The organism is Clostridium coskatii (assembly GCF_001675205.1).
Taxonomy (GTDB): Bacteria; Bacillota; Clostridia; order Clostridiales; family Clostridiaceae; genus Clostridium_B; species Clostridium_B ljungdahlii.
The window spans coordinates 17,116-35,517 of sequence record NZ_LROR01000027.1 but is presented as its reverse complement, the minus strand read 5'-3'; the positions used below and the strand labels follow the sequence as shown (position 1 = coordinate 35,517).

Sequence of the window (18,402 nt, the reverse complement as noted above, 5' to 3'; positions counted from 1 at the left end):
AAATATTTTGTACAAGGAAGGTGGCAGACATTACAAAAAGACGTGTTTTGGAGATGGATGTAATAAGAGCACTTGCTATAGTTGCAGTAATAGTATTACATGTTTCTGCAACTATACTGTATAGGAGCACACCTTATTCTACGACTTACAATGCTAATTTTATATTGAATCAGTTTTCAAGGTTTTCTGTTCCTGCATTTATAATTATTTCTGGAATGGGACTCACTATAAGTTATAAAGAAGGATGCGGTTATTTTAAATTCATAATTAGAAGATTTTTAAAAGTAGTACCGCAGTATATAGTGTGGTGCTTACTATATATAGTCATTATAACTAAGGACTTTAACATACATACTGATTTAAACAATATAGTATATGGAAATGTATTTTATCACTTTTATTTTGTACCTTTAATTATTGAGCTTTACATAATGTTTCCTTTCATATACAAATTTATGGAAAAAAAATGGTGGCTATTACTTAGTTTTTTAATGACATCATTTTTTATTATATATACCTATTACTTTAAAGTAGTGACTCCAGATCAGTGGTTTTGGAATAAAAAAAATTTATTTTACTGGATCTTTTATTTCTCATTAGGAGGATATATGGGAAAAAATCTAGATAATATATCCGAGAAATTAAAGAAAATTAGACCTATAGTGTGTGTTATGTTTTTACTTTCAATTTTTACACTGCTGTATAGTTTTATAACGGGAAATCAGTACGGTAAAAGTATAGACTACATTACGACTTTTCAGCGTCCCTCAGTAATTTTTTATTCTACATTTTTTGTGATTTTCATATTCAGTTTTGAATGGAAGAAAGGATTGTTTATGAAAATTATAAGATATATATCAAATACTTCTTATGATATTTATTTATCCCAGGCAGGTATACTATATTTGTATACTCAATATTATATAGGAAGATATGTGCATGTGGATAATTTAAGCTTTGGTGTAAAGGCTTTTGCAGTTACATTGATAGGATCCATAGCACTCAACGAGATAAAAAAACTTTTATAAAGAGATAGCCGGATAAAGTATATGCAATATGATATAATAAGTAAAAATATAATAAGGCAGGTGAAGTAACTGATTTGTAGGTTTAAATTTACAGATCATAAAATTATGCAGACAGAAGATATAAAAATAGATGTGGATAAAGATATAAAAAGTAAATCCTTTCAATTATTTCTCAAGAGAATAGCTGATTTTATATTATCTCTTGTAGGAATAATTATACTTAGCGTAGTATTTGTAATATTGGCTATATGGATTAAATTGGATTCGAAGGGCCCTGCTATTTTCAAACAGGTTAGAGTGGGTAAGAATGGAAAGAATTTTACCATATATAAATTTAGAACTATGGTAGTAAATGCGGAAAAAAAGAGAGAATTAGACATTGATCCCGGCGATTTGGAAAATTTTGTATTTCAAAGTAAGAATGATAATAGAGTGACTAGATCAGGGGCTTTTTTAAGAAAAACAAGTTTGGATGAAATTCCACAACTTTTTAATGTATTTATTGGAAATATGAGCTTGGTTGGACCAAGACCTGAAATACCAGATGTAGTTAAATTTTATCCTGATTCGTATAAACAAAGATTACTTGTAACACCAGGAATAACGGGATTGGCACAAGTAAGCGGAAGAGGAGAAATAGAGCTTGGAAAGACCGTATATTATGATTTAATGTATATAAAAAAGTTTTCGCTGTGGATGGATATAAAAATCTTACTAAGGACAGTCTCATCTGTATTTAAAAGTGAAGGTGCATTTTAATATGTTTACAAGATTGTTAAAATATAATGTGTTTAATGGAAGTAAGATGGAGCTTATGGAGTATATAGAGAAGTTTTCTAAAGTAAACATAGTTTCTGGTAATCCAGAAGTACTCTATAATGGACTAAAAGATAATTTACTATTGACTAGTTTTACGGCAAGTCGAAGTGTAATAATTCCAGATGGAATTGGAACACTTTTGGCTTCTAAAATAGTGAAAGTGCCTATAAAAGAAAAAATAGCAGGTATAGAAATAATGGAAGAAGTAATAAAAAAATGTAGTAGGGAAAATAAACCTATATATCTTTTAGGGGCTAAGCAGGAAATACTTGAAGGATGCAAAGAAAATCTAAAACGGAAGTATCCTAAGATTAACATAGCCGGAAGTCATAATGGATATTTTGATCTAGAACATTGCGAAGATATAGTGTGCGATATAAAGAAAAGCAATGCTTATGCACTTTTTGTAGCTATGGGTGCTCCCAAACAGGATATATTTATAGCAAGGAATATGGACATACTTCCATGTAGGGTGTATATGGGTGTAGGAGGAAGCTTTGATGTTTTGGCGGGAAAAATTAAAAGGGCTCCAAAATGGATGATAGAACTAGGACTTGAATGGTTGTACAGAGTTTGCAAGGAACCTTATAGAATAAAGAGACTTTCTTCTATACCCAAGTTTTTATTAAAGGTTGCAGAATATAATAAAAAGTAAATGTTAAATTATGAAAACTTATATTTAAGGCTGTGTGATACTTAGTTATCAATGGCCTTAAAATTTCAAATTTTATCTTCCATTATATCTTTAAAATTAATACTCTCTAGTTCGTTAATTAGAGTACCCTGTACCTTTGAAAGAGCATTGTGCACACCACAATGTCCTTTTTTATGGGCATTGCAATGCTCCGTATCGTATAGGCATCTGTTTAAGTAAATAGGCCCATCTATAGCCTCAATAATATTTCTTAAAGTAATATCTTCAGGCATACGATTTAAAGCATAGCCTCCATTAACTCCTCTGAAGGATTTTACTATACCCGCTTGAGTCAGTTTTCTTAAAAGTTTAAGAAGAAATCTTAGAGGCACATTTTGATCTTTAGCTATGGTTTTGGCTTCAATTTTTTTACCGTACCCCAAATTTGACAAATAAAGTACAACTCTAAATCCATAATCTGATTCCTGTGTAATTTTCATAATATCTCCCCAAACATAAATATATTTACCTAGTTCAAAATAATGTAAATTAGGTATAACATACAGTTATATACAAGTTAATTATACCTAATTTACAGAACATTATAAAGTATAATATATTAGAAAAGATATTTTTAAGGCAATTTATCCAAACCCTCTAAAACATACCCTTTATTTTTCCAGTCTTTTATAAGTGAATCCAGTATTTCAGAGTTTGTTTTTGATACTGCGTGAAGTAAAATAATGGCTCCATTATGAGTCCTGCGACTTATCATTTTTTTTGCTTCCACAGGTGAAGGCTGTTTTTGTCTATTCCAATCATTGTAGGCAAAACTCCAAAATATGGTTTTGTATCCTAATTGCTTGGTATAGAATAAGGATAATTCACTGTATTTTCCCATAGGAGGTCTAAAGAATTTAGGCATTTCTTTACCTGTAATTTCTTTATAAGTATTTTCTGTTACTGTAAATTCTCTTTCAAATCTTATAGGATCTTTTGCAGCATCTGCCATTGAAGGATGTTTTTCTGAATGATTGCATACTAGGTGCCCTTCATTTACCATTCTTTTTACAAGTTCCGCATTATCTTTTATATAAGGGGTAGTAACAAAGAAAGCGGCCTTAACATTGTTGGATTTTAATATATCTAACATCTTAGCAGTATATCCGTTTTCATAACCTTCGTCAAAAGTAAGATAAAGTATTTTTTTTGAAGTATCTCCTAAATAATATCCAGAGTATTTGTTTAAGAGTTTTAGTATATCTGCAGGTTCCTCTGAAGGCATACCAGAATTATTAGGCTTGAAAAACCAATTTTTTTCTCTTCTATCTAAGTTTTGAGTGTTTAGATTTTTTAACCTAGAAGAAGCATTATTATCATCTAGAGTAGTTATGCTTTTTGTATTTGTTAAAGTAATTTTTCCTACCTGGTAGCCTTTAACACTATAAGGACATAGAAAAATTGTACATAGGAGAAATATGGACACAAACTTTTTATTCAAATATAATCACCTACCTTATAAGATATATTTTATGGTATACTTAATTTAATAATTTATACTTGAGATTAATAGAGATTGTAAGAAAATTATAGCAGGGAAACGTTGTATAGCGATGTTTCCCTGTAATGCATATATTGAGTATGGAGACAAAAATATGAACAGTTTTATTGAAGATGTTGAACAAATTTACAATTTTATTAAAAAAAATATAGATGTAGAAGAGAAGATGCATTTTATAGAAACTTATAAGCAAAAATCTAATATGAAGAAAGAAATTAGCTTTTCAGAAGAATACTATAAACAGAAAATTATGAATGGAAAAAATGGAGTAGTGTATACTCCTCCGGAAATGGCAGCATTTATGGTTAAAAACTTGATAAATGTCAATGATGTAATTGGAAATCCATTTATAAAAATAATAGATCCTTCCTGTGGATCTGGGAATTTAATTTGTAAGTGCTTTCTATATTTAAATCGAATATTTATTAAGAATATTGAAGTTATAAATAGTAAAAACAATTTAAATTTGAAACTAGAAGATATAAGTTACCATATAGTACGTAACAATCTATTTGGATTTGATATAGATGAAACTGCAATAAAAGTTTTAAAAATAGACTTATTTTTGATTAGCAATCAGTTTAGTGAAAAAAATTTTCAAGTAAAGGATTTTCTAGTGGAAAATATAGATAGAAAATATGATGTGTTTATAGGAAATCCTCCGTATATAGGACATAAATCTGTAGATTCTAGTTATTCATATGTTTTAAGAAAAATATATGGAAGTATATATAGAGACAAAGGAGACATATCCTACTGTTTTTTTCAAAAATCATTAAAGTGTTTAAAGGAGGGAGGAAAACTGGTTTTTGTTACTTCTAGGTATTTTTGTGAATCTTGCAGCGGAAAAGAACTTAGAAAGTTTTTAATTGAAAATACCTCTATTTATAAAATTATAGATTTTTATGGTATAAGACCTTTTAAAAGAGTAGGTATAGACCCAATGATAATATTTTTAGTAAGAACAAAAAATTGGAACAATAATATAGAAATCATAAGACCCAATAAAATTGAAAAAAATGAAAAAAATAAATTTCTTGATTCCTTGTTTTTAGATAAATCTGAAAAATACAAAAAGTTTTCTATTTCTCAAAAGTCTATAAATAATGATGGATGGGTATTTGTTGACGAAGTTGAGAAAAATATAATAGATAAAATAAAAGAAAAAAGTAAATTTATTTTAAAGGATATATGCCATAGTTGTCAGGGTATAATAACGGGATGTGATAGGGCTTTTATAGTTGATAGAGACATAATAAATAGTAGAAAAATTGAATTAAGGTTAATAAAACCCTGGATAAAAAGTAGCCATATACGAAAAAACGAAGTAATTAAAGGTGAAAAATTTATTATATACTCAAATTTAATAGAAAATGAAACAGAATGTCCTAATGCTATAAAGTATATAGAGCAGTACAAAAAAAGGCTTATGGAAAGAAGAGAATGTAAAAAAGGAACAAGAAAGTGGTATGAACTTCAATGGGGGAGAAAACCTGAAATTTTTGAAGAAAAGAAAATTGTGTTCCCATACAAGTCCTGTGACAATAGATTTGCTCTTGACAAGGGAAGCTATTTTAGTGCAGATATATATTCCTTAGTATTAAAAAAAAATGTACCTTTTACCTATGAAATACTTTTAAATATATTAAACAGTCCTTTGTATGAATTTTACTTTAAAACTTTCGCAAAAAAATTAGGAGAAAATCTATATGAGTATTACCCTAATAATCTAATGAAATTGTGTATTCCTTCTATTGATTTTGGAGGAGAAAATAATATAGAAAAAAAGCTGTATGATTTTTTTGGACTGACAGATAAGGAAATTGAGATTGTAGAAAAGATAAAAGATAATTGCTGAGTTCATATTTGGTAATTATCTTTTTAAATTTTACTAAAAAAATTATCAATATGTGTTTAAAAACATAATAGGTGGTAAAAATAAATAGTAAAATTACTAATAAAAAAAGAAGGAAAATTATTCCAAATGGAGAATAGTATTAAAGTACAGGTTTTGACTTTACGGAGGGTTACTAATTAAAAATTACAACTATATGTACACATTTTTGGTTTATTGTAACTCTAGATTAAAAATGAAAGAAGGGGGGTAAAAGTGTCTGGCTCGGACTATGCATTATTTATGCATATGACTAAAATTCTTAGTATGAATTTCAGTCATATAACAATACGCCTTTATTGTTATATGGTAAATTAAAGTTAAAATTGAGATTTTAACGCTGAGGCTATATATGGCAGGTACCTTATTTAGTATAGCTTTAGTAGAGCTTTAGATAATATATGAATTTGGAATTTAATGTAAAGGACAATAAACTTATAGTTTCTATGAGAGGAGAACTAGATCATCATAGTGCAGAAGAAGTCAGAAATAAAATAGATGACAGATTGGATAGAGAGGGTTTAAACAAGTTGATAATGGATTTCTCAGGAGTAAGCTTTATGGATAGCTCTGGAATAGGGGTGGTAATAGGAAGGTATAAAAAATTAAATTCTGCAGATGGCAGCGTATGTATTGTAGGCGCAATCAATTCAGTAAAAAGAGTATTTGAACTTTCAGGTATGTTTAAAATTATAGGACTTTATGACAGCGTTGCGGAAGCACTTCAGAATATTTAATGGGGGGATAAATTATGTACGATAACAGTATGAAAATAGAGTTTATTAGTAAATCACAAAATGAAAGCTTTGCCAGGGTCTCAGTAGCAGCTTTTGTGTCACAACTTGATCCTACAGTGGAGGAATTGGCAGATGTAAAAACTGCAGTTTCAGAGGCAGTTACAAACTCTATTATTCATGGCTATGAAAATAAAGAAGGTGTAGTTAAAATTCAAGCCTTTATTAAAGAAAAAGAACTTACGTTGATAGTAGAAGACCAAGGTGTAGGTATAGAAAATATAGAACTCGCTAGACAACCCCTTTATACTTCAAGACCTGATCTTGAGAGATCAGGTATGGGATTTACTGTAATGGAAACTTTTATGGACTCCCTTAAAGTAGAATCTGAAAAAAACAAAGGGACAAGATTAACTATGAAAAAAGTTTTTAATTCATTAAGTTAGGTGAATAGTATGAGTGAGGAAACAGCAAAAAAATTAAAATATAGTTATAATGATAATTTGGAATTGATTAAATATGCAAAAAAAGGAGATAAAGATGCCCTAAATAAATTGGTAGAATTGAATTTACCATTAGTGGCATCTATAAGTAAAAAATTTCTAAATAGGGGATACGAGTATGAAGATATATTTCAAATAGGTTGTATGGGACTTATGAAAGCAGTAAATAATTTCAATGAAGAATACAATGTAAAATTTTCTACATATGCTGTACCCATGATATTAGGGGAAATAAAGCGCTTCTTAAGGGATGACGGAATGATAAAAGTAAGCAGAAGTGTAAAAAATACTGCAAAAAAAATCCACTATGACAGAGAAGCACTTACTAAAAAATTAAATAGAGAACCTACAATACAGGAATTAGCAGAGTATTCTGGAGTAGAAGTAGAAGAACTGATTTTTGCCACAGAATCTGCTAGCAGTTTGCAGTATCTGTATGATACTATACATCAAGATGATGGTTCACCAGTGCTTTTGATAGATAAGATAAGTGAAAATCCAAAGGAAGATGTAGAGATGGTGGATAAAATTGCACTTAAAGAAGCTTTGAACAATTTAGATGTGAAATCGAGACAAATTATAATGCTGAGATATTTTAAAGATAAAACTCAGGTACAGGTAGCAAAGATGCTAGGTATAAATCAAGTACAGGTTTCTAGAATTGAAAAAAAAGTGTTAAAAACTATGAGAGAAATTTTAACAGGTTAACATCAGATAAAAGGGGATGTTCAAAGCAATTTTTTAAATTGCTTTGAACATCCCCTTTAAATTAAATCAGTATAAAGTTAATTTCCTGTACTAGGAATTGTAGTAGGTAAATTATTAACATCCTTTGAGTTTTCATCGTTGGTAGTGTCTTTTTTATCTTTAGTGTTTGTATCAGTAGTTGTATTAGTATTTGTATTAGTATTATTAGGATTATCATTTATATTACTATCAGAATTCCAGTTATTTTTATTAGCAGCATTATTTTTTTTGCTTTTATTCTCAGGTAAGTTATCAAGTGCATTCCATGAATGAGATACATTACAATAATCTGAGGGAACTGTTCCATCTATAAAATATTCAGTATAAACTTTATTACCTGTAGGATCTGTATGACAATCTGAAACAGGAAGTTTTCCTGATTTAGAACATATAGGAGAAGTTACAACTCCATCTGGCATTTCAATATCTTTTGCCTCTAAACCTTGATGGAAAGGAGACATTATATTAGCCCAAAGTTGGGCTGCAGAATTACTGCTTAAAGAGCCATCTAATACAGAATCATCATCATTACCAATCCACACTGCAGCGGAATAATAAGGGGTTAGTCCTACAAACCACAGGTCTTTTCTATCCTCAGAAGTACCTGTTTTACCACTTACAGGCATATCTCCTAAGTTAGCATTGCTACCAGTTCCTTCTGCACTTACAGGGCCTTTTAACATTTGATATAGCACATAGGCACTTTGTGGAGAAAGTGCTTTTTTAGTTTGGGTTTTATTATCAAGTAAAACTGTACCATTTCTATTTACTACTGTAGTGTAAAGTTTTGGAGTAGTGTATTTCCCAGAATTTCCAAAAGTCCCATAGGCAGCAGACATCAAAAGTGTATTTGTACCGTGATGGAGCTCTCCAAGGGAAAGTGCTGCTATACTGGATCTATCATGCTCGTCTAAAGTTATACCAAATTTTTCTGCATAATCAGCTCCAGTTTTTAAACCCATTCTATCTTCTACTTTAACGGCTACCGTATTTAAGGATTTAGTTAAGGCAGTTCTTAAAGTTACAGTTCCGAAATCAGTATCTTCATCATTTTTAGGGTTATAAGGTTCTCCATTAGAAGCATATTTATTGGCAAGTTCAGGTGATAATGGAGAAGAATCTACTGTAGAAGCTGCAGTAAATTGTTGTGAATCTACAGCAGGACTGTATACAGTTAAAGGTTTTATACTGGAACCAGAAGGCCTTAAATATTTTTCAGATGCAGCTCTGTTGAAAGATCTGGCTGGCTGGCTTCCCCTTCCACCAACTAGCGCCTTTACCTCACCTGTATGATAATTCATGACTACAGCAGAAGCCTGAGGTTGAACTATTCCATTTTTATCTGGAGATGAAGAATTAAAAATACTGTCGTTATTTAAGGTGTTTTCAGTTTTTTCCTGTAGGTCTTTATTCATAGTAGTATGTATTTTTAAACCACCATACATAAGTAAATTCTCAATCTGTTCATCTGTATATTTGTATTTAGATTTTAGATCTTTTTTTACTGCATTTATAACAGGTACAGTAAACCATTCATTGTTATATCCATTATTTACAGTAGGTTGAGACATTATATCCAGTTTACCATTTGCAATGTCATTTACAGCAGTTGTGTACTGATCCTTTGATATATATCCATTCTCATACATTTTTTTTACTACAGTAGTAGTTCTATTTAAATATATAGATGGATTTTTTTTAGCTGTAGGAGAATAAGGATAATATACAGAAGGACTTTGAGGCATACCTGCAATAAAAGCACATTCAATTAAGTTTAAATCTTTTGCTGATTTGCCAAAGTACTGTTTAGCAGCAGCTTCAACACCTAATGCTCTTCCTCCTAAATAAATTGTATTCATGTAAGCCTCAAGTATTTGAGTTTTACTCAATTTCTTTTCAAGTTTTAAGGAAAGATATATTTCTTGCATTTTTCTCTTATAAGATATTTGAGAAGATAAATATATATTTCTAACTAATTGTTGGGTTATGGTAGATGCACCTTGAATTCCAGTATTTCCACTAAATTTGCTTTTAATATCTATAAATACTACACCTATGAGTCTTTTTAAGTCTATGCCTTTATGTTTATAAAATCGTTCATCTTCTATACTTACGAAAGCATTTTTTAAATTTTGGGGCATACTGCTAAAAGGTATTACCGTCCTTTGCTGTGGGGTAACTAGTACGTCCATTGAATTATTTTTATCATCATATAGAACGGAAGGTTCGTTTAAATTCGATATTTGGCTTATGTCTAGTGGAGGAGAATTTTTTATAACAGCTGCAGTTAAACCCAATGCTGCAGCAAATACCAATGCTAATAATCCACATAAAATTGCAGCTCCATGTTTAAAAACCTTTTTTCGAGCCTTTTTACGCTTTTTGACCATAAATTTCCTCCTTATTTTGAAGTGTACATTTTTTAAATTATTATAACATAAATTAAATCTTTAGGTAAATACGCGAAGTTATTGTCATATATATATTATGTATCAAATCATAAGGATGTGGAAGAGATAAAAAAATTTAAAGTTCCCATTAAGAAAATGAAAATTATATTAATAATATCTGTTATAACTATATCCACAGTAATGTGTCTTTATTTTGTAAATTCAAGGATAACTCCTGCTATAATTACAGCTTCAGATGTAGAAATAAGAGCTGTAGTTACACAAACTATAAACTCAGTTATAATGCAGGAGTATTCAAAACAATTTACTTATAAAGACATTATACAGGTGGAAAAAGATAAGGAAGATAATATAGTTATGGTTAGAGCAGATACACTAAAAATGAATAAAATAGCTTGCGATGTGGCATTGGAATCCCAAAACAAGCTAAGAAATGTAGGAAAAGTTGGTTTGAAGATTCCTATGGGATATATAATGAAAAACAATTTGCTAGCGTTTTTTGGACCTAGCATTACAATTAGGATGCAGCCTATAGGTTACATAGAGACTAAATATTTGTCAAGCTTTGAAAGTGCAGGTATAAATCAAGCTAGACATAAAATAAGTGTACAGGTAAAGACAAACATGAGGGTGATGATTCCTTTTGGAAGTAAGGATATACAAGTAAAAAATGAAGTGCCCATATCAGAAACAATTATAGTGGGAAAAGTACCAGAAACAGCCATAGATTTAGGTCTTGATAAAACTGGAGTTAAGTTAAAATCCGGTAATTAAATAATGGCAAAGCTCAATGTTAAAAAGAGCTTTGCCATTATTTAAACAAAATTATTCCCAGTTAAATATGTAAGGTACATTCCGATAATAATCTCCATAATTTAATCCATAACCTGCAACAAATACATCGGGAATCTCGAAACAACAAAAATCTGGGGTCAATGAAATTTTTCTTCTGTCAGGTTTGTCTAGAAGAACGCAGCATTTTACACTGGAAGCACCTAGAGATTTTACATGGTCTATAGCAAAGTCCATAGTAATACCTGTATCTGTTATGTCATCTACAATTAAAACATCATACCCTTTCAGGTCGTCTAATATATCATTTACAATTTTTATTTCACCAGATGATGTTTCAGAATTTCCATAACTTGAAGTTGTCATAAATCCTATTTTTACAGGAAGCTTTATTTGTCTTACTAAATCTGCTGTAAATATAAAACTTCCTCTTAAAAGGGATAATACATATAAATTTTTATCTTTATATTTAGTGGTTATTATTTTACCTACTTCTTCTATCCTCTTTCCAATTCGTTCTTGGGATATCAATATGTTTTTCGATTTGTTTTCCATAATATTCCTCCATGGTGTATATTAAATTAATGATTGCCATAATATAAAATTATATTATCAATATTAACAAGATTTCTGAAAATTTTCAATGACATGAAGTAATGTGTTTACAATGTTTTTTATTTAGTATAGAATTATACGATAGCTATAAACTCAATTTTTGTGCATACAAAATTTTAATTTAATATAAAAATAATATGAAGTGATCAATTTATAATGAACAATTCACAATTAAGGACTATTTTCTGTTGTAATAGAAAACCTACTGAAATTGTAAACTGTGAATTGATAGATATGGAGATGATATTTTGATATATGGAAATACAGAAGGAATAAAAAATTCGACATTAGATGAATTGGAAAAGATTTATGATATAAGAGTTTCAAAAGAAAGCATATGCAGCAGGGAAATTGTAGAAGTGCTTTCTAGAATTACTACTTATTTAAATAGAGAATTAAGCCTGGCAATTGATAAAAGAGGAATAATCGTAAGCATATCTGTTGGAGATAGTAGTACTGTGAGTATTACTGAAATTGAGGGAAACCAAAATAAACTCTGTGGTATTAGGATAGTACATACCCATCCTAATGGAGATTCAAGACTTTCCCAAATTGATATTTCAGCTTTAGTAAAATTAAGATTAGACTGTATAGCGGCTATAGGGGTTGACAAGGATGGAATTACGGGTATTACCATAGGATTTTGTAAGGTAAAAGATGGAGAAGTTATAAGTGAAGTTTCAGAAAAGCTTACTTTAGAGGACGCAGTTAACTTTAATATAGTACAAAAAGTAAATGAAATAGAAAAGTCGATGAATGATGAATATGTGCTGCAGGAAGCAGGAGAGAGAGCATTACTTGTGGGCACAGATACTGAAGACAGCTTGGATGAATTAAAAGAACTGGCAAAAGCCTGTAATGTTAATGTGTTAGAAAAAATACTTCAAAAAAGAGACACTATAGATACTGCTTTTTATGTAGGAAAGGGAAAAGTAAGTGAGATAGCATTAATTGCACAGCTCAGTGGTGCAAATATAGTAATTTTTGATGATGAATTATCTGGTTCTCAAGTTAGAAACTTAGAAGAAAACCTAGGAATAAAAGTAATAGATAGAACTACTCTCATACTTCATATATTTGCTTCAAGGGCAAGGAGTAAGGAATCTAAGTTACAGGTGGAACTTGCACAGCTAAAATACAGGTTAGCTAGGCTTTCAGGACTCGGTATAGTTCTTTCAAGGACTGGAGGAGGAATAGGTACTAGAGGACCTGGTGAAAAGAAGTTGGAAACCGATAGAAGACATATAAGAGAAAAGATATATGAAATTAGTAAAGAACTGAAGAAAATAAAGCAGGTTAGAAAAACTCAAAGAAAGAAGAGAGATGAGATAAATAAGGTATCACTGGTGGGGTATACTAATTCGGGTAAATCTACTTTAAGAAATAAGTTGTGTGAAGTAGCTGTCACTAGAGAAAATGTAAATAAAGAAAAGGTATTTGAAGCAGATATGTTATTTGCTACTTTGGACACTACTACTAGGGCTGTGGAATTGGAAGATGGTAGAACAATTGCAGTGACAGACACTGTAGGTTTTATAAAAAAACTTCCCCATGATCTGGTAGAAGCATTTAAATCTACCTTAGAAGAAGTACAATATGCTGATTTATTATTACATGTAGTAGATGCATTATCCGATTATGCAGAAGAACAGATAGATGCAGTAAATGAAGTGCTGAGCGAACTTGACGTAAATGATAAACCTGTACTTATCGTATTAAACAAAATTGATAAATTAGAAGATACTAAATTGAGCGGTATAAAAGATAGATACAAAAATTCAAATGCAATATTTATATCAGCTAAATATGGTACAAATTTAGATAAGCTCTTGAAAAGAGTATTGGAAATGCTTCCTCATAATATAAAAAAAGCAGAATATTTAATTCCTTATACAGAACAGTCTGCAGTGTCATTTATTCATAAATATTGTAAGGTAAAGAATGAAGATTATAGGGAAGATGGCACCTATGTAAATGCACTTGTAGATGAAAAAACATACAATAAATTTAAGAAGTTCATAATTAACCCAAAATAATTGGATATTAAAAAAGAGAGTATTAGTATGAAAATATTAGATGCTCTTTTTTGGTAAAATAGCAAAAAAATAATTTTACCATTGAATTTTTATAAAAATATATTATATAATATATAGAAATTCAAGTTCATAAAGTCCAAAAGGGGGAGACTAAATTGGAAAAAACTATATTACAATATCAAAAGGCTTTTAACAGTACCATTGATAGACTTAAAGCAAATGATTTTGTCCTTGCAGTTATGGTTTTTGGGAGTATGGTCACTGGCGATTTGTGGGATGAATCTGATATCGACTTACTTGTAGTGTTTGATAATAAAAGGGGCAGTATTAAAAACATATACACTGAAGAAAAGGGAATTCAAATTCATGTTAAACTTGTAAGCAAGAGTAACTTCCTGCAGATGCCTGAAAAAAATTTAAAGGGTGGATTTATATCTAGAATAATATCTTCATCCAGACTGGTATTTTCAAAGGATAAGGAAATAACTTCAAAATATGATACTGGAAGATATTATTCAGATTTAGATAGAGAAAGATGGAATATGTACTATATTGGAGAGTTATTTAAAAGTATGGGTATATGTAAAAAATATCTTCAAAATGACAATGTATATACTGCATATATTGCTGCAGTACGTTCTGTTGAAGAGTTTTCCAGATTATATGTAAATTCTTCAGGACATATGATAAGTAAAGATTCTATGACTATTTCTATGAATTTAAATGACAACTTTAAAAAATGTGTAGACAAATTATTTTTTAAAAATGAAAATATAGTTGATTCTATAAATAGTACTATAGATTATTTAACAGAAAATGTAAATAGAGATATAAGAAATACGACTAAGTTATTATTAAATTATATGAGAGAAAAGGATTGTTTTTTAAGTTCAGAAGATATAAAAAATGATGAGTTATTTTATCATTACAATATAAATATGGAAGAAATATTAAATAAGTTATGGGAAAGAAATATACTTAAAAAAGAAACGAGAAACTATAAGTTAAAGGATGGAACTGTATTATTTAAGGAAAATGTATATTTTATTTAATTGGATAAATTAAATTTGTATTAACATAATGCAGTTATTGTTATAAAATAGAATTTAGCACTAGGAATGTTTTGTGATAATTGACAGTTGACAATTAACAATTGACAACTGTCAATTATCTATTGTAAATTATAGCAGGGAAGTGAATTTTATTTCTAATAAATATTTTGTGAATCTAAATAGAGAAGAAACTGTTAAATATCTATTAATAGAAAAACATATAAAAAAATTGATAGATACAAATAAAATTGAAGACGGGGAGAAACTACCTTCTATAAGAGAAATGGCAGAATTTTTAAATGTAAATAAAATCACTGTGGTAAATGCATATAAAAGGCTTCAAGCTGAAGGCTATGCTGCTCAAAAAATTGGCAGTGGAACTTATGCTAAAAAGAGGGATATAAATAAGAACTTTAGTAGAGAATACTCAAAGGTTCTGAAGAAGATATCTAGCGATGAAGTAAAAAATTATATAGATTTTACCGGAGAAACTCCAAGTGGTGAATTTTTTCAGATAAGTTTCTTTAAAAGTGTTTTAAATGAGGTTCTGGATAGGGATGGCTCATCGGCTTTGATATGTCAAGAATCCCTCGGATATGATGGACTCAGAAATAGTATAAGTGATGTGTTCTGGAATGGAAACATAGATAAGGATGATATACTTATAGTTTCAGGAGCGCAGCAAGGTATAGATGTGGTTTCAAAGGCTATTTTAAATACAAATGATACTGTAATAGTTGAAAAACCAACATACAGTGGGGCACTATCTGTATTTAAATGGAGAAGAACTGAAATAATCGAAACTCCTATTAAAAAAGATGGAATTAATATAGACAACCTTGAAAAAATACTTAAAAAAAACAAAGTGAAATGTTTTTATACAATGAGTTATTTTCAAAATCCTACTGGGATAAGCTATAGCAATGAAAAGAAAAGGCAAATACTCAGATTAGCCGATATATATGATTTTTATATAATAGAAGATGATTATCTTTCAGAGTTAATTTATGATGATAGTATAAAATATAGTAGTTTTAAAAGCTTAGATAGTAGTGACAGGGTTGTTTATATAAAAAGCTTTTCAAAAATATTTTTGCCAGGAATACGAATTGGATATTTGATACCTCCTAAGAAATTTAAAGAAAGCATTCAAAATTCAAAAATAAATACAGATATATCTACATCCAGTCTTATGCAAAGGGCTCTGGATTTATATATAAGAAAAGGCTTGTGGCGAAGTTATATAAATGATTTAAATGTAGTCTATAAAAGAAGATATGTATATATGAAAAAATGTATAGATAAATATTTAAAAAATCAAGTAGAGTTTGTAGAACCAGGTGGAGGACTTCATTTTTATTTAAAAATAAACCAGAACATAGTTATAGATTCTATAGAGCTTTTTAGAAAATCAAAAAATAGAAGAGTTTTAATTACACCAGGTACGTTGTTTTATAAAGTACCTTCAGAAGGTAAAAAGTACTTTAAAATTGGTTTTTCACATGTGGATGAAAAAAATATAGAAAGTGGAATTCAAATATTAAGTGAACTTATAATTATGTAATTTGTCCGATGACTACCCGCACTAATACTCCCACGCACTCTGTGAAAGCGACTATCACCAAATCAAAGATTTGGGATATCTGCTTTTCTTCAAGTGTGAGTAAAGAGCGGCTACGTCCCTGGATAACGATTTTCCCTAAAGGATAACGCCTTCTAAGTGCTGAAGCACTAAGAAGGCTGTTAATAAGCATCAGATGGAGTTAAAACTCCATCTGATGCCAAGAACTCTGTTTATAGTATATATTAAAATAGTTTAGAGGGATATTTTGAAAGGTGGGTTATCTGTGAGTTACTTTACAGTAAAGGATGAAGCTAGTTGTCAATTTGAGGAAAAAAAGTCTATATTTATAGGAAGTATAAAAAGAGTTTATACTGAAAACGAGGCTAAAAAATTTATAAGTAAAGTAAAGGAAAAGAATATTAAAGCAACACATAACGTATATGCTTATGTAATTGGAGAAAAAATGAATATACAAAGATACAGCGATGATGGAGAACCTCAAGGAACTGCAGGAATACCAGTACTAGATGTCATAAAGAAAAAGGGAATAACAGATGTGGTAATAGTAGTTACTAGATATTTTGGAGGAACACTTCTAGGTAAAGGAGGATTAGTAAAGGCTTACACAAAGTCTGCTGCTCTCTCAATTGATGAATCTGGAATAGTGGAAAAAGTAAAAGGATGTCAGTTAGATATATTTATAGAGTATGATACTTTGGGAAAATTACAATATATGTTTGAACAAAAGTCGATTCATATAGAGAATATAGACTATACGGAAAAAATTTGTGTGTCGATAAACTATATTTCGGAAGATGTAGATAAATTAATAAATGAGATTATAGAACTGACAAATGGGAAATGTGAAGTGATAGTTGGAGATGAGGAATTTTATTTTAAGATTGATACAAGGCTTATCAAAGAATAAACAGCAGATAATGATAATTTTCCTCCTAACGTCAGAAAATATTAAAATTATAGATTTCCTGAGGTATGAAAGAAGTCATCATTGTCTGAACTTTGATATTTCAGCTTTAAACTTTTAAAAACTTTGCAATATTCAATTCTTAAATGATTAATTATAGGTAGGGTACATTTGTGTTTAACAGCTTTTATATGATATAATACAATTTGCATAATTAATATAAATAATTATAACCGTAAGTTAGGGGGAAATTTGTATGTCAGGACATTCAAAATGGCATAATATACAAGCAAAAAAAGGTAAAGCAGATGCAAAAAGAGGCAAGATATTTACTAAAATAGGTAAGGAACTGGCAATCGCTGCTAAAGAAGGCGGATCAAATCCAGATTCCAATTCAAAATTAAGAGATGTTATAGCAAAAGCTAAGGCAAATAATATGCCTCAGGATACAGTACAGAGGGCAATTAAAAAGGGTTCAGGAGAACTTACAGGAGTAAACTACGAAGAAATATCCTATGAAGGTTATGGACCAAGCGGAGTTGCTATGATAGTAAAAGCTTTAACTGATAATAAAAATAGAAGTGCTAGCAATGTAAGGGCAGCATTTTCAAGACATGGTGGTAATTTAGGTGCTAACGGCTGTGTAGGATGGATGTTCCAGGCCAAAGGCCAGATAGTAATAGAGAGAAAAGAAGACATGGATGAAGACGAAATAATGATGCAGGTATTAGATGCAGGTGCTGAAGATTTTATTGCTGAAGAAGAAGTCTTTGAGGTAATTACTACTGTAGAAGACTTTGGTACAGTAAGGGAAAAACTAGAGGAACAGGGTTTTGAATTTCTGTCTGCAGATATTACAATGATACCAGACAATACTGTAGCTGTTGATATGGAAACTGCAGGAAAGGTTCAAAGACTTATAGATAAACTTGAGGACGATGACGATGTTCAGGACGTTTATCACAATGCTGAATTCCCTGAAGAATTTGAAGGATAAAAGATTTCAAGTAGTTTTACATATAGCAAAAACTTGAATGTTTGTCATTACCGCAGATAAACATTTAAGTTTTAATACTTATTGATTATG

Annotated in this window: 17 protein-coding genes; 13 read left to right on the top strand and 4 right to left on the bottom strand. The window is 29.9% G+C overall.

What is annotated here, in order from left to right:
- Nucleotides 1-20 precede the first annotated feature (20 nt).
- From CLCOS_RS02540 to CLCOS_RS02530, 3 genes are all read left to right on the top strand, one after another.
- A complete protein-coding gene (locus CLCOS_RS02540; RefSeq protein WP_242866871.1) occupies nt 21-1,028 on the top strand; it encodes an acyltransferase in 1,008 nt (335 codons plus the stop codon).
- A gap of 105 nt (nt 1,029-1,133) precedes the next feature.
- Nucleotides 1,134-1,787 (top strand): sugar transferase, encoded by a 654-nt coding sequence (locus CLCOS_RS02535; protein WP_063600047.1) that lies wholly within the window; start codon nt 1,134-1,136, stop codon nt 1,785-1,787.
- A gap of 1 nt (nt 1,788) precedes the next feature.
- Nucleotides 1,789-2,502 (top strand): WecB/TagA/CpsF family glycosyltransferase, encoded by a 714-nt coding sequence (locus CLCOS_RS02530; RefSeq protein ID WP_013240029.1) that lies wholly within the window; start codon nt 1,789-1,791, stop codon nt 2,500-2,502.
- 65 nt (nt 2,503-2,567) lie between these two features.
- Here CLCOS_RS02530 and CLCOS_RS02525 read toward each other — a convergent pair whose 3' ends face one another.
- Together CLCOS_RS02525 and pdaA are read right to left on the bottom strand one after the other, a co-directional pair.
- On the bottom strand, nt 2,568-2,981 hold the full coding sequence (locus CLCOS_RS02525; RefSeq protein WP_013240028.1) for an RrF2 family transcriptional regulator: 414 nt from the start codon (nt 2,979-2,981) through the stop codon (nt 2,568-2,570).
- A gap of 134 nt (nt 2,982-3,115) precedes the next feature.
- Nucleotides 3,116-3,982 (bottom strand): delta-lactam-biosynthetic de-N-acetylase, encoded by an 867-nt coding sequence (gene pdaA, locus CLCOS_RS02520; RefSeq protein ID WP_063600048.1) that lies wholly within the window; start codon nt 3,980-3,982, stop codon nt 3,116-3,118.
- Nucleotides 3,983-4,136: 154 nt separating this feature from the next.
- On the opposite strand from pdaA, the gene CLCOS_RS02515 reads away from it, so the two are divergent.
- The 4 genes from CLCOS_RS02515 (at nt 4,137) to sigF (ending at nt 7,881) form a co-directional block, all read left to right on the top strand.
- Nucleotides 4,137-5,900: an Eco57I restriction-modification methylase domain-containing protein gene (locus CLCOS_RS02515; protein WP_063600049.1), complete on the top strand. Its 1,764-nt coding sequence runs from the start codon at nt 4,137-4,139 to the stop codon at nt 5,898-5,900.
- 437 nt (nt 5,901-6,337) lie between these two features.
- Nucleotides 6,338-6,673 (top strand): anti-sigma F factor antagonist, encoded by a 336-nt coding sequence (gene spoIIAA / locus CLCOS_RS02510; protein ID WP_063600050.1) that lies wholly within the window; start codon nt 6,338-6,340, stop codon nt 6,671-6,673.
- Between the two features lie 14 nt (nt 6,674-6,687).
- Entirely contained in the window at nt 6,688-7,116 is a 429-nt protein-coding gene (gene spoIIAB / locus CLCOS_RS02505; protein ID WP_013240024.1) for an anti-sigma F factor, read from the top strand.
- A 9-nt stretch (nt 7,117-7,125) separates the two neighbouring features.
- On the top strand, nt 7,126-7,881 hold the full coding sequence (sigF, locus tag CLCOS_RS02500) for an RNA polymerase sporulation sigma factor SigF (protein WP_013240023.1): 756 nt from the start codon (nt 7,126-7,128) through the stop codon (nt 7,879-7,881).
- 77 nt (nt 7,882-7,958) lie between these two features.
- Here sigF and CLCOS_RS02495 read toward each other — a convergent pair whose 3' ends face one another.
- Nucleotides 7,959-10,310, bottom strand: coding sequence for a transglycosylase domain-containing protein (locus CLCOS_RS02495; RefSeq protein WP_063600051.1), 2,352 nt, complete (start codon nt 10,308-10,310; stop codon nt 7,959-7,961).
- Between the two features lie 156 nt (nt 10,311-10,466).
- Here CLCOS_RS02495 and yunB point away from each other — a divergent pair, with 156 nt between their 5' ends.
- A complete protein-coding gene (gene yunB / locus CLCOS_RS02490) occupies nt 10,467-11,105 on the top strand; it encodes a sporulation protein YunB (protein WP_063600160.1) in 639 nt (212 codons plus the stop codon).
- 51 nt (nt 11,106-11,156) lie between these two features.
- Here the strand turns inward: yunB and hpt are convergent, their stop codons facing one another.
- A complete protein-coding gene (hpt, locus tag CLCOS_RS02485) occupies nt 11,157-11,678 on the bottom strand; it encodes a hypoxanthine phosphoribosyltransferase (RefSeq protein WP_013240020.1) in 522 nt (173 codons plus the stop codon).
- Nucleotides 11,679-11,986: 308 nt separating this feature from the next.
- Between hpt and hflX the strand changes: the two genes are divergently transcribed.
- The 5 genes from hflX to CLCOS_RS02460 all read left to right on the top strand — a co-directional run bounded on the left by hflX (nt 11,987) and on the right by CLCOS_RS02460 (nt 18,312).
- Nucleotides 11,987-13,774 carry a GTPase HflX gene (hflX, locus tag CLCOS_RS02480; protein ID WP_063600052.1) on the top strand — a complete coding sequence of 596 codons (1,788 nt, stop codon included), beginning with the start codon at nt 11,987-11,989 and terminating at the stop codon, nt 13,772-13,774.
- A 155-nt stretch (nt 13,775-13,929) separates the two neighbouring features.
- Nucleotides 13,930-14,826: a nucleotidyltransferase domain-containing protein gene (locus CLCOS_RS02475; RefSeq protein ID WP_063600053.1), complete on the top strand. Its 897-nt coding sequence runs from the start codon at nt 13,930-13,932 to the stop codon at nt 14,824-14,826.
- Between the two features lie 142 nt (nt 14,827-14,968).
- Complete coding sequence (locus CLCOS_RS02470; RefSeq protein ID WP_063600054.1) at nt 14,969-16,390, top strand: PLP-dependent aminotransferase family protein; 1,422 nt, start codon at nt 14,969-14,971, stop codon at nt 16,388-16,390.
- Nucleotides 16,391-16,673: 283 nt separating this feature from the next.
- The gene (locus tag CLCOS_RS02465; protein ID WP_013240016.1) at nt 16,674-17,318 is read left to right on the top strand and encodes a YigZ family protein; all 645 of its coding nucleotides are present in this window, start codon (nt 16,674-16,676) and stop codon (nt 17,316-17,318) included.
- A gap of 253 nt (nt 17,319-17,571) precedes the next feature.
- Nucleotides 17,572-18,312 carry a YebC/PmpR family DNA-binding transcriptional regulator gene (locus CLCOS_RS02460; RefSeq protein ID WP_013240015.1) on the top strand — a complete coding sequence of 247 codons (741 nt, stop codon included), beginning with the start codon at nt 17,572-17,574 and terminating at the stop codon, nt 18,310-18,312.
- Nucleotides 18,313-18,402: the final 90 nt, after the last annotated feature.